Annotated in this window: 11 protein-coding genes; all 11 read right to left on the bottom strand. The window is 37.1% G+C overall.

The features are described 5' to 3' along the window. Positions 1-56: 56 nt before the first annotated feature. On the bottom strand, positions 57-680 hold the full coding sequence (locus NTX65_05645; protein ID MCX6168799.1) for an outer membrane beta-barrel protein: 624 nt from the start codon (positions 678-680) through the stop codon (positions 57-59). A gap of 45 nt (positions 681-725) precedes the next feature. Further along, positions 726-1,337 (bottom strand): outer membrane beta-barrel protein, encoded by a 612-nt coding sequence (locus NTX65_05650; GenBank protein MCX6168800.1) that lies wholly within the window; start codon positions 1,335-1,337, stop codon positions 726-728. Between the two features lie 63 nt (positions 1,338-1,400). Then, entirely contained in the window at positions 1,401-2,675 is a 1,275-nt protein-coding gene (locus NTX65_05655; GenBank protein MCX6168801.1) for a T9SS type A sorting domain-containing protein, read from the bottom strand. 64 nt (positions 2,676-2,739) lie between these two features. Next, on the bottom strand, positions 2,740-3,585 hold the full coding sequence (locus tag NTX65_05660; protein MCX6168802.1) for a T9SS type A sorting domain-containing protein: 846 nt from the start codon (positions 3,583-3,585) through the stop codon (positions 2,740-2,742). Between the two features lie 109 nt (positions 3,586-3,694). Continuing rightward, a complete protein-coding gene (locus NTX65_05665; protein MCX6168803.1) occupies positions 3,695-4,588 on the bottom strand; it encodes a hypothetical protein in 894 nt (297 codons plus the stop codon). 339 nt (positions 4,589-4,927) lie between these two features. Next, entirely contained in the window at positions 4,928-6,925 is a 1,998-nt protein-coding gene (locus NTX65_05670; protein ID MCX6168804.1) for a S9 family peptidase, read from the bottom strand. A 184-nt stretch (positions 6,926-7,109) separates the two neighbouring features. Next, entirely contained in the window at positions 7,110-7,631 is a 522-nt protein-coding gene (locus NTX65_05675; GenBank protein MCX6168805.1) for a thioredoxin family protein, read from the bottom strand. Positions 7,632-7,640: 9 nt separating this feature from the next. Further along, positions 7,641-8,513: an NAD(+)/NADH kinase gene (locus tag NTX65_05680; protein ID MCX6168806.1), complete on the bottom strand. Its 873-nt coding sequence runs from the start codon at positions 8,511-8,513 to the stop codon at positions 7,641-7,643. Position 8,514: 1 nt separating this feature from the next. Continuing rightward, a complete protein-coding gene (locus NTX65_05685) occupies positions 8,515-9,282 on the bottom strand; it encodes a glycosyltransferase family 2 protein (protein ID MCX6168807.1) in 768 nt (255 codons plus the stop codon). Next, positions 9,275-11,353: an O-antigen ligase family protein gene (locus tag NTX65_05690; protein ID MCX6168808.1), complete on the bottom strand. Its 2,079-nt coding sequence runs from the start codon at positions 11,351-11,353 to the stop codon at positions 9,275-9,277. The genes NTX65_05685 and NTX65_05690 overlap by 8 nt, the downstream gene beginning before the upstream one ends. Positions 11,354-11,356: 3 nt before the next feature. Further along, the gene (locus NTX65_05695) at positions 11,357-13,213 is read right to left on the bottom strand and encodes an ABC transporter ATP-binding protein (GenBank protein MCX6168809.1); all 1,857 of its coding nucleotides are present in this window, start codon (positions 13,211-13,213) and stop codon (positions 11,357-11,359) included.

Consider the following 13,213-nt stretch of genomic DNA (forward strand, 5'->3'; position numbering starts at 1 on the left):
TTTTTATAATCTTCGTACTTATTTTAGCCGCAAAAGAATGTGGCAGGTTATAAACGTTATATTCTAAATAGTAATCCCACAGACAAACTTACACCGGAAAGATTTACTTTTACTCCAGACATAAGCTTAAGTGCCTCAACATCATTTAGTAACCGGTAATTTATCTCTCCGAGTAAATATAGATTTCCATCTAATTTATATTCTGAGCCAATTTTCATTTCAAATCCAAAGCCGCTGTCACGGACACTAAATGGCCGAAACAGGGGCATATCATCTAATACCAGTACCTCACTCTCACGGAATATATATGACATTCCTGCACCTGTATATAACTTAAATTCAGAACCGGTAAGAAAAATGTATTCATAACCTAAAGTTACCGGATAAGATGTAAATGTATAATGGTCGCTTCCCCATCCGCCGTAATCATGAGATAATTTTGAGCGTGTTATCTCACCGTTTAAGTATAATCGATTGTTTTCATTTATAGCATATTTAATTCCAAGATTAACACTGTAGTAAAATCTATCGATATTAGAGTTATAATTTCCTGGTGATTCGTATCCTGTATTTCTCATTGCTGAATAATTCAATCCTCCTTTTACGTAAACCGATAAATTGCTCTGAGCCGACGAGAAGGAAGTGAGAACAAATGTAATGATGATAAGATAATATTTCATAGAGACCCTTTTTAGTTTTGCCGCATATCGGCTCTACCGCTTAATTTACATTTTAAACAATATTCCTATTGAAGACGCTAAGCCGGAAAGATTCACTTTATTCAGATTGCGATCATTGTTCCGCTCCATATCGCTCAAATAGCGATAAATTATTTCACCGGTAATAAAGAAATTACCGGTTAATTTATATTCAGAACCGAATTTAACTTCCATACCAAAGCCCTTATCCGTTAAATTCTCTGTTGAACCGGTCCACCATTCCGTTCTCTCCGTATTAAAAAACAGATACGAAATACCGGCTCCTAGATATGGCTTGAATCCGGAATTAGTATCTATGAAATACTCATAACCAAATGTTACCGGATAACCTGCAAATGTGTAATGATTCTGAAAGCCTTCCGGTCCATAAGATAATTTTGCGCTTATCCATTCGGCGTCCAGGTATAAACAATGTTTTTCATTAATGGAATATTTTATTCCAAAATGAGGACTGAAATTAAATCTGTCAATCTCAGTTATCTTCCATTCAACTAAATCGTGTTCCAGACCTCGCATGGGAGTGTAATTCAAACTGCCTCTAAGATAAACTGAGAAACTGCTTTGCGCCGTTGAAAATGTGCATGCAATAATCATTAATGCTAATAGATAATATTTCATTTGAACCTTTTTTCTTTAGTCAGGTACCATTCCTCTACCGCTGAGTAATTACGTGATATTCATTTATTTAAGTAAAACTAATTTCCTTGTCTGGTAAAAATCTCCGGCTTGCAGAGTGTAAAAATAAACACCGCTTGGTAATGAACTGCCGTTAAACTTCACATCGTAATTACCGGCAGATTTCTCTTCATTAATCAGAACTGCAATTTCATTTCCCAATAGATCATATATCTTTAACTTGACACTACTCTGTTTTGGTATTGAATAAGAAATTGTCGTGACGGGATTGAACGGATTCGGATAATTCTGTGACAATTCAAAATCTTCGGGAAGGATTTTTTCTTGTACATCACTTGTAAAATAACCTCCGCAGTTGTTCGTATAAAATAATTTACCGTTAGTACAAAGCAACCAGCCTATCTCTTCATTTGCGAATGTAATATCAAAGAATGTATTGGTAGTATTTGGTATGCTTTGCTGCAACCAAGTTTTTCCAGAATCATTACTGAAAAATAATCCGTTATAATAGCTCATCCATACCTTATTGGGATTGTTGGGCACAAATTCAATATCTAAGGCCGGGGGAGTAAAACCAGAGACAGGAGACGGAAAATCCTTCCAGGTATTGGCGCCATCTAACGTCCTATAAACTGTTGGAAAGTGTGCGAGAATACCGAAATCTTTGTTATAAAATTTTAGCACATCTGCATAAACATCAAAGCTGGTCTCTGTCCAATTTAGACCGCCGTTATTTGTTTTCCAGAGTCTACGAGGAATCGGCCCGGCTTTAGGTGAGTAGTAACCTATGTTTGAATTAACAAAGTCCAGGCTTTTCCACCCGTCAGCAGCCGCGCCGCCAATGGACTGAGTACAAGTTTCAGTCCAATTTATTCCATTCGTTGTTTTAATAAAAAGAGGGATCTTCGTATTGATATCACCATCGCCCATTGCAATGCCGTCTGTCGGAGTGAACATTTCAATATAATTTCCATAACCCGTTTTCTGAGGATTCGAGTAAATTATAGTCCAGTTATCACCACCATCCGTTGTTTTATAAAATGTCCCATCATCGGCAGCAACATAAAAAATAGTTTTACTTACCAATGAAATATCAATGGCGTTATTTTTCGGTAATGATTTTTGAGTCCAGGTTATACCCGCATCCTGGGTTATCGATATTTTACTTTGAGAGGCACTCATTACAGCAAAATCATCACCTATTGCTTCTATACAATATCCATTGGTAAATAGTGGAACCGTTTGAATCTGCTGCCATTGTGCTTTTGTGTTTAACACCAGCACGAAGAGAGTAATAAACAAGGTGAAATAATATTTCATGACGTGTTCCTATTATTTAACTTCTCTGATGCATATAAATCGATTTTAATTATATCTCATACTATTACTTCATCAATAACATTTTTTTGACAGTTGAAAATTCTCCGGCTTGAATTCTATAATAATAAACACCGCTCGATAACTTGCTTCCGTCGAAATGCACTGAATAATTTCCGGCTGATTTGTTTTCGTTAACGAGTAATGCAATTTCCCGCCCGACGAGATCGTAAACTCTAATTGAAACGAACCCGGAATGGGGGAGCGAATAAATTATAGTTGTTGAAGGATTGAACGGGTTGGGATAATTCTGATATAGCTCAATTTTATCCGGTATCTCGCCTGACTCTAGGACTGATGTAACATTGCCAAATGTTTTTCCGTCGATCACACAGCCCGCAAGAGTGTATACATTACTTGGCCAGGGTGCCGGCGGATCATCGTAAAAAGAAACACTAGTTATGCCAAATTTGTCTGATAACGTAACCTCTGTTATCGTCATACTTCCGAGTAAATAACTTATTAAATGAGTTTTCTCATTAAACATTATCGTACTGTCGATTTTTGTTATAGTGACATTCATAAAATCTCTCATCGATACTTCTCTTCTATCCTCGACTTTTCCTTTCAGCATAAAAAAAGGTATTTCCTTATTCGTATTGGGATAAAAGAAGTATACGTACTCGGAATCCGTTCTTACATATTGACCATGTATTAAATCCACCGGATTCATTACTGAATAATGTTTGCCGTTAGGAAGCAATGAATCTGAAATCACAGAGACCTTTCTGCTTGATGGTGATCCCGATAAATTATAGACCCATAGATTCGATCTATGCGCAGGATAATAGTCCTGACCATATAGTTCAGCGGCCATTACCAACAAAAAAGTTATGTATATGTATTTCTTCATTAATCTTGCTCCAAACGGTATTACAATCCTACCACACATTTGTTTTCAAATCAGATTACTGTTTATACTCCATCTCTATCTTCTTGACTTTTGAGCTTCAGCAAAACACTCACAAACATCCGTCAGCAAATATTAATTCATGAGTGCCTTTATCAATTACTGTATAAAAATAATGGCCGTAGTCGCCTGCTCCGTATACCACCTCAATTATCCACACATCCTTATTCATAAACCGTGCGGATTCCACAAGACATGGTAGTGTCCACATTGTAAATATCTTGTTGGCAGAATTAAAACATTCCTGGAACTCAGCTTTATTCTCTTTAAGACTGTCAACCGAATTCAAAATAGATTCGTCCATTTTTGCGCGCAGCTTCCAGTAATAGATATTTTTATATATTTTTCTAAAGTCGTCTGCCGCTTTAGTGGCGCTGAACGCTCTTACCACACTTAACGTATCATAATTGATGTTGGAGATCCGCACTTCGGGTTTCAGCGGAAGATAGTTTTGAACATTTACAACTTTCAGCGTTTTTTTCTCAACCGAGACAGAATAAACATCCATGAACTTGACAATTTTGAAATCAATTTCATAAACGCATCCGAAGTTCCAGACTTCTTTTCCGTTGAAAATACCGTCTTCAAAGTAAAGGGGATAAAAACATGTGTCGTTGTTGTTATTAATGCGGGCGGCTTCCAAACATTTGTTGAATATGTCGAGATCGAGAGAAAGTGATACTACATTCTTGCGGGCATACTTTAGCAATACAGTTTGATAAGACTTATCCAGAGAATCAGGATAATATTTTATGAATTGATTGCAGATTTCCGGCCGTGCATACGAATTATATAGCTCATCAATACCGGTATTATTCTGATTTGATATTACAATCGGGTAAACCTTAAGCGGATAAATTTCTGAATCTGTCTGATTAATATCTTCTTTGCAGGAAAAGAAACACAATATCATTACACAAAACAAACCAACCTTAAACCTATTCATCTATCCCTCCATAATAATCCGGTTAACATTCAATCCATTAACCGGCACTTCAATACTTCAACTCATCAAATTGCTAATGTAAAAATACCGCTATATCCGCTGCCCAAAGATGTTTAATAACACCGGAATTATCAAGCGCAATCTAAATAGTATCATTATAACGTCTATACCCATTATTTTTCTCTCTAATTTTTTATTTTGCTGCAGCTGAGGTTATGAAACAAAAAAATCCCGGCATAGCCGGGATTTTTGTTTAACTCGAAAGTCATGTAAATTTTTAGACAACAATGTTTTTCAATTTATAACTGATTTAAAAAAATTGAGATCTTTACTAATTATCTAACGTTTGGGCATAGTAACAGTTTTCACATCTACTGTTATTTCATCCAACTTCTTTTGGATCTCTGGATTAACATCTTCCTGAACACGTCCGCCGAGATATTTTTTAAAGAATTTTTCCATGGCAACCACCATTGCCAATCGATTCTCTTTGCCGGCAAAACCGTGCCCCTCGTCCGGTGCAACCATGTACTCTACATTTCTACCAAGGTCTCTTAATGCAACAACGATCTGATCAGATTCGGCTTTATTTACACGCGGGTCGTTTGCACCTTGAACGACGTAAAGAGGAGCTTTTATTTCTTTAGCGTAATTAAAGGGCGATTGTTCTTCAAGCATTTTCTTTTCTTCCGGTATGTTCATATCGCCAACGCGTACATCAAACATTTTTCTAATTGGCGCCCAGTATGGCGGTATTGAATTCAATAATGTTAAGATATTAGAAGGACCAACAATATCGAAACCGGCAGCATAAACATCCGGTGTAAAAGTTAATCCGGCTAACGTGGCGTACCCTCCGTAGGATCCTCCAGCAATACCAATTTTCTTAGGATCCGCAATTCCTTCTTGAATTAAATAATTTACACCATCTGTAAGATCCTGTTGCATTGTGCCTCTTCCCCATTGCTTATTGCCCGAGTTAAGGAATTTTTTTCCGTATCCTGTTGAACCTCTGAAATTAGGAACAAGAACTGCATAACCTCTATTTGCCAGGAATTGCGCATAAGCATTATATCCCCAAACATCACGTGCCCACGGACCACCGTGCGGGAATAGGATTGTAGGTAAATTATTTGCTTGAACACCTTTTGGAAGAACAAGGTAAGCCGGTATCATCAAGCCATCTTTTGCTTTATATTTTATTGCTTTCATCGGCGCAAGATTTTCTATTGGAAGACTCGGACGGGATTTGTAAAGCAATTCAGTTTGACCAGTCGTTTTATCAAAAAGATAGACAGAACCCGGATCTACATCGCGGGATACGTTTACAATCCATAAGTTCTCGTCTTTGGACATTGCCATTAAACCGATCTCTCCTTCCGGTAATCCTTTCTTCAACTGATTATATGAATTTTCGAATTCCTTGTCCTTGAAATAAATCCTAACATAATCTCCAAGGTAAAAAGTAGCCAATAATTGATCTGTAATATCGGAGAAAATTGCACCTGCGAAGTCAACTTCATTCTCCGGATCGCTTTCAATTTTTTTAATTTCATTGGTTTTCAGATCATACAATGCGAACTCAATTTTGTCTGTATTCTCACCTTTATTTGTTACCAGATAAAAACTATTCCCGTCTGGCGTGAAGCGTGTTGGCGAGGCTGATTCTTCATTATTGACAGTATAGATTGAAACCAGTTTATCACCATCAACCTTTAAGAATTCCGTTCCGCCATCTGCAGTTTGACGTTGTCCAAGTCTTAAGTTACCGTCAAGGTCAAAATACCAGGCGGCAATGTTCTCATCATTTTTGCGAAGCAATGTTCTTTCACCGGTTGTCAAATTCAACTTGTATACATCATGAAGTTGTGGATTTCTATCATTCAGACCGATAAATATTTCGTTGGGGAATTTTCTTGGAACATCGTAAATGAAAGCTCTCACCTTATCAAGCGGAGTTAGATCTCTTGCTGGCGGTACAGGATCGCCTATTACCGATGGGTCAACAGCATAAACACGGAAATTTTCATTTCCGCCCTGGTCTTGAACATACAAAACATACCGGCTGTCCTGCGACCAGAAATAGCTTCTTACAGGTCTTTTGATATCGTTAGTTAACGGTCGTGCTTCTTCAAATTTTTGATTTCGTTCTTTAACCCAAATGTTGCGAACATTGTTAAATGGTTTAATGAAAGTGATGTACTTTCCATCCGGCGAGATTTGTGCGCTGGAAATTTCTGGATCGCCAAAGAATTGTTCTCGATCAATTATCGGTGGTAATTGAGCGAATAGCTGCATCGTGAGCCCTAGTAGAAAAAGAATTAACATTTTTTTCATGGCACTCTCCAATTTAATTATTGTTATAATCTATATGAGAAGACTTAAAACTTTACAGATATCAGCTTATCAAAAATTTGGCACAGCTATGATGAGGTATCTTTTTGACTGTCGGTCAAAAGTCGGATTTTTTGTTTGTGCCTTCCGTTTTGCGTCTCACGTTTTCCGTTTCACGTCTTTCGTCTTATTTCATTATTCCGACTAAATCCTTTTCCAAACTTTCTTTTGGTGATTCAACTATTCTTCCAATCTCAACATCGTTCTTGTAAAAGATAAATGTCGGTACAAGTTTGATATCAAGCTTTTCTATTTCAGTACCGGTCGTTTTTTTATTTCTGTCAACACAAATCAATGTCAAGTTATTCTCATCATAGCCGAGCAGATCAAGAATTTTGAAAAAGCGCGTGACTTCCCTTTTGCTGTCGCTGCACCACGTTCCCATAACAATTGTAATCTTTACATCTTTCAGCTTATCGGAAACATCTTTCAATGTAACTGAATCAATGGAATACATATCCATCTCAGAATTAAACCACCACGCGAAATTTGAATCGGCAAAAGCAGTTCTATCGCAAAGACCGATAAGCATCGGCTTGCCGGATTTTTCATCAACAATCAATTTGTTTTTATTCTGAGCAGACAATGTTGAAGCAAAAAAGAAAAGAAGAGAAAAAGAAAAGAAAGAAAGAAAAAAAATCTTTTTCATTATAACCTCTTAATTAGAATTGTTCGATTTACGAACATCCAATCCCCAGAATAATTTATTGCGGAGGATTTCAAAGTAATTAGTTCTGTTGGAATGAACGAGCCGCACCGGATGCTGACCTTTTTGTATTGTAACAATTGCCGGTGAATTAAAAAATTCAACGCGCTGCCCGTCGCAACTGACCTGAATTTTTTCTGAAGGTGAATTAACTATAACAGTAACTTTCTGCTGGCTTGATATGACCAACGGACGCATCGTTAATGTATGAGGAGCAATTGGACTTAATGTAATAACATCGGCTTTGGGATTCACAATCGGTCCACCTGTTGATAAGGAATAGCCCGTAGATCCTGTAGGTGTGGCTACAATCAATCCGTCGGCAGAAAATGTTGCTACATAATCGTCATCAACTTTAATCGTCAATTCAATCATTTTCGGCCATGGACCTTTATCAATCACCAGATCATTAATTGCATAGAGTTCTTTAGCGCCGCATTCAGCCAAAAGTGTCATCCGTTCTTCAACAACATAATTTTGTGTTTTAATATCCTGGAGAAAATCGGTAAATCCGTCAAGATCAAACTCGGCTAAGAATCCCAGTTTGCCAAAGTTAACACCAATTATCGGCGTACTTGAATGACGCATTTCGTATGCGGTATTCAGCATTGTGCCATCACCGCCGATTGAAACAACCATATTACAGGTTTTGCCCAATTCATCATGAGATGAATATTTTGCGTCGGCATCAAATTGATTCTTAGAATCAAGAAGAGATTCACTCAGAACAAAATTGAATCCGTTCCGGCGTATTTGCCCGATGATTGTTTTTACAATTGGTAGGATTTCAGTTTTAGAAATATTTGGAATTATTCCGATTGTCATTTTACTCCGCTCTATTCAGTTCCCAAAGTTTACAATATTTTGTAAATACATAAGCCGACGAAAATATAGCGAGTATGAATCCGTGAAGTCCGTCAAGAAAACCTAAACGAAAGATATACATTTTCAAAAAAAGAAAAACCGGGCGGAAAATCAGATCATTAAAACCGGCCCGCTTCCCATTCTCGTTTAATTCCTTAGCCGCAAGAGAAGTATATAAATTAAATTTAGTGAAGTAATGCTCAATTGAAGGATCGGTGTAATGATTAAGATCGTTTTTCAAATGACCGGTTTTTTCATCATGGTCAAGATGCTCGTGAACTTCCTTCTCGTTGAAGTCAGCAACTTTCTTATTGAAGAGTCGTGTTATTCGTGCCGGATACCAGCCGCTATGCTTAATCCACTTGCCGAGAAAAAAAGCGCGGCGTGCTACATCGTACGCATTAAACTGCGGCTTAACAGTTTTGAATTTTTTCAGCTCTTCGATCAGTTCAGGAGTAATTTCTTCATCGGCATCAATCCATAAAATCCAATCGTTTTTCGTTTTTGAGAGAGCAGCGGTTTTTGTTTTTGCAAATCCATTCCATTCAACAACTGCACAATTAACTTTGGGATATGAAGAAGCGATCTGAATTGTTGCGTCCGTAGTCCGGGAATCAACAAGAAGAACAATATCATCAACGACATCAAGCTGGCTCTCTATACAACGCCGGATATTCATTTCTTCATCCCGCGCAATAATGATTGATGATATTTGGATTAATTCATTCAATAGTTTGAACTCCGTTCTTGTTACTCTTTAAGTAAGATTTGTGGAATGCAATATTCAATCCGAGAGTAAACCAGATCATTGTGATAATTTCCTGATCACCGAAATTCCACTCGGCTAAGCCCGAGAATAAGAAACCAACAAATGCTGCCGCAGCACCAAGTGAATAAGAGGAAACGAACGGAATCTCTTTGAGCGTTTTATATATTTTCAAGTTCATCAACATAACTTTTACAAGCATATACATTACCATTACAAATCCGAATACACCGAGTATAACCAGGAATTGCATGTAATTATTATGAAGATGCCCGAAGTTTTCTTTGAGGAATGGATCTTTATATTGAGCATAGATTTTTCCAAGATCAATATCACCAACCCCGAATACCGGATAATGAGAAAATATCTTGAATCCGGTCTTCCATTGCTCAATCCGTTCAATGTTCGATTCATGATAAGGATCTATAAAAGAAGTGAGCCGATTCCTTTTATAGAAAGAGAAATAAAATGTTGGTCCGCTCTTTTTAAAATCTGTAAAGGAGATTCCGGTTGAGGCGATTTGCTTAAAATCAATTTTATGATTCAATTGATTTTCTGCTGAATATATAACTCCATTAAACGCACATGCATAAATTTGGTCGGAGTCAAACTCGGTTGAAAATATTCCTTTAATTTTTTGCGATCCGACTCTTCTTATTTTACTATTTACAATTACATATTGCGTAAACTCATCTTCACTTTGGAAGAAAAGACGATTATTGTTCACCCAAATAAAGCCCATAGGAGACTTTGTGGCAATGGAATCTACCGCCGTTATAGGTACACCGTCTCTCATTGAATATAACTTAATGTTATTATCCACCGGGGCGAATGCGGCAAACCATGTTGAGTCGCAATCAAAATTTGTAACACGGTTAATTCTTTTTAAATGGATTCTTTGAGCAATATTCAGCGGATTCTTTATTATAGTTAATCCGCTGTCCAGATCGGATGCGTAAAAAATATTGTTTCTGGTTTTTGCTTCTGTAATATTTCCCGGAGTACTAAATGAATTTTTAAGATGAATTTTATTTTCCGCATCTTTTTCTAATATCAATATTCTGGAATCTATTAATTGCGCTATAAAATGTTTCTCATCCCATTTATCAACCATAATTGCCGGAGAAGGTGTTTCTATTTGTTGGACCAGTTTCCCATCGTGAGTATATACTGAAATTCCTTTTTCATGATCCGCAACCATAATCGAATTGTCATTAACAAATGTTCTGCTTGCTCTTCCTTTAGTTTCAAATGAGGATTGCTGAATCAACTTCCCTTCCTTAATCTGATACAAATAAATTTTGCTTTCATTCTTAAAGAAGAACAAGGCAAAAAGAAGAAGCGCCGCAAGAGGAATTAATATCACCCATTTTCTTTTAATGATGATTATGGTCAGTATCCCGGCGGCAGCGCCCAACCACGCCGCCCGCGTATAGCTTGAGAACAAGCCGACCGCAGATATAATAAATGCGGCAAAGTAAAAAATCCTAATTGAGAGTTTCCCCTTTTCATTGATTAATAGAGCAAATAAGAAAATAGTAGTAAGACTCATCAAACCGCCGGCGGTCATTACGTACTGAAACGGAGACGGTCCCTTTGATTCTATGCTGTACAACTGTGCAATAAAATGTTCGTAAGCTATCGCAATATAAACTACCATTGTAAGTAGTGCCGCTCCGAGGTAAATCTTGAAATAAAGCTTTGCTCTTTCGGTATCATTCACAGAAGCAGCAATTGTATATACGATTGGAATTAAAACTAGCCGCTTGAAGAAATTCCGGAATGCATTAGCGTGATCGATAGAAAAAAGAGCAGAAATAAATTCAGCAGTTAAAAAGAGAATGAACACCAGTTCAAGACCGTTCTTTTCAAACTTATTTTCTCTTGTAATTAAATATTGTACTACAAGAAGAATGAGCGCAAAGAAATATCCGATCTGATTTACAAAAATGGAATTTGTTAAACTGATTATAAAAAGTATTATAAACCCAAAAACGATTTTATCTATTGTAACATTATTTTTTTTATTGAACATTATTTAATCTCTGAATTGTAGTTCATATAATTTTTTGTAAATCCCTTTCTCTTCTTTCAGCAGTTCATCATGTTTTCCGTCTTGAACAATTTGCCCTTTATCGAGAACAATGATACGGTCAGCATTGCGAATTGTACTTAGTCGGTGCGCTATTACAAATGTTGTTCTATCAGCCATTAAGCGCTCTATAGCCTGTTGAACGAGTACCTCCGATTCGTTATCAAGGGCAGAAGTCGCTTCATCAAAGATCATTATTGGAGGATTCTTCAATAAGGCGCGCGCAATTGAAAGGCGCTGCCGCTGCCCGCCGGAAAGTTTTGTTCCTTTCTCTCCAACAATAGTATCATAACCGTGCGGAAGTTCAAGTACAAAATTATGCGCGTTGGCAGCTTTTGAGGCGGAGATTAATCTTTCTTCTGAGCAGTCATCAATTCCATAGGCAATATTGTTTTTAACAGACTCATTGAAAAGAACGGTTTCTTGAGTTACAATTCCCATAAGCTTTCTTAAATCTTCCAAACGAATTTCCTTTATATCAATTCCATCAAGAAGAATTTTGCCCGACGTAGGATCATAGAATCGCGGAAGAAGATCAACACATGTTGTTTTGCCGGCGCCGCTGCTTCCTACAAAAGCAATCACGTTTCCCTTCTTTACACTTAAATTGATATTATTCAGCACCAGTTCATTATCATCATCATAATGAAACGACACATTTTGAAATTCAATTTTATCTTTGAAATCGGAAATCGAAACCGGAGATGATACATTTTTGATTCTGGGTTCGGTATCTAATATTTCAAAAACTCTCTCGGCTGCGGCACTCGATTCTTGAATTCTATTATTTACGCCGCTTAATTCTTTTATCGGCGGCATCATTTGAAATATCGCGAGCAGAAATACAATGAACTCGCTGGCATTGAGTGTTTTATCAACTAGAACAAGTTCTCCGCCGTAGTAAATCATCGCGCCGCCGACAACAACGCTTAAAAATTCAGTTAGAGGAGATGCGATATTTCTAACGCGTGCCATTTTTAAAACTAATTTGAAAAAACTTTGGGTCTGGACTTTGAATTTTTTGTTCTCATAGTTTTCCATACCAAATGCTTTTACAATCTTTACGCCCGTTATTGTTTCGTGAAGAGTGGTTGTTATATCAGCCATCATTTCTTGAAGCTGCCCGCTCTGTTTTCTAAGAATTAAACCGATCCAGCTTATTACTCCAATTGTAAACGGCAAAACCACGAGTGAAAATAAAGTTAACCTCCAGCTTATTGAAACCGCCAATCCAAGAAAGAATAATATTGTAAGAGGTTCGCGAACCATATTAAGGAATACGGCAGAAACACTCGCTTGAACAACATTAACATCATTGGTGATTCGTGAAATTAAATTACCGGTTTTTTCATTTTTGAAATAACTCATTGGCAATTTATGAAGATGAACATAAGATTGATTTCTCAGGTCGCGGATCATCCCCTGTTCAACAAAAGCCATATAGTAGGCTTGCAGATAACCAAAAACATTTTTAAGAAGGAATGCAAACAAAATCAAAAAACAGATCTTCAAAAGAATTTCTCTATCGGTTCCGCTGAAAAGATAATTTTTAAACGATTCGGCAATTTCGTTCCCAATTTTCGAAAGCCAGTTTCCTGCCGAAGTATCAATAGTGGTTTGCGTCAATGATTTTGTTTGCGGCTGTAATGCGCCTTTCTCTTGAAATAATGTATTCAATAGCGGGATTAACAAATAAACCGAAATTGTATTTAGCAATGCATACAAGATTGAAAAGAGTACCGAAGCCGTAAGATGCTTTCGGTAAGGTTTGATATATGATAGTACCCGGTAGTAAGTTTTCAT

The sequence above is a fragment of the Ignavibacteriales bacterium genome, assembly GCA_026390795.1.
Classification (GTDB): Bacteria; Bacteroidota; Ignavibacteria; order Ignavibacteriales; family Melioribacteraceae; genus Fen-1258.

Excerpts from the sequence above, each read along its gene's own strand:
- NTX65_05645 (MCX6168799.1), bottom strand. The coding sequence starts at position 680 with ATGAAATATTATCTTATCATCATTACATTTGTTCTCACTTCCTTCTCG.
- NTX65_05650 (MCX6168800.1), bottom strand. The coding sequence starts at position 1,337 with ATGAAATATTATCTATTAGCATTAATGATTATTGCATGCACATTTTCA.
- NTX65_05655 (MCX6168801.1), bottom strand. The coding sequence starts at position 2,675 with ATGAAATATTATTTCACCTTGTTTATTACTCTCTTCGTGCTGGTGTTA.
- NTX65_05660 (MCX6168802.1), bottom strand. The coding sequence starts at position 3,585 with ATGAAGAAATACATATACATAACTTTTTTGTTGGTAATGGCCGCTGAA.
- NTX65_05665 (MCX6168803.1), bottom strand. The coding sequence starts at position 4,588 with ATGAATAGGTTTAAGGTTGGTTTGTTTTGTGTAATGATATTGTGTTTC.
- NTX65_05670 (MCX6168804.1), bottom strand. The coding sequence starts at position 6,925 with ATGAAAAAAATGTTAATTCTTTTTCTACTAGGGCTCACGATGCAGCTA.
- NTX65_05675 (MCX6168805.1), bottom strand. The coding sequence starts at position 7,631 with ATGAAAAAGATTTTTTTTCTTTCTTTCTTTTCTTTTTCTCTTCTTTTC.
- NTX65_05680 (MCX6168806.1), bottom strand. The coding sequence starts at position 8,513 with ATGACAATCGGAATAATTCCAAATATTTCTAAAACTGAAATCCTACCA.
- NTX65_05690 (MCX6168808.1), bottom strand. The coding sequence starts at position 11,353 with ATGTTCAATAAAAAAAATAATGTTACAATAGATAAAATCGTTTTTGGG.
- NTX65_05695 (MCX6168809.1), bottom strand. The coding sequence starts at position 13,213 with ATGAAAACTTACTACCGGGTACTATCATATATCAAACCTTACCGAAAG.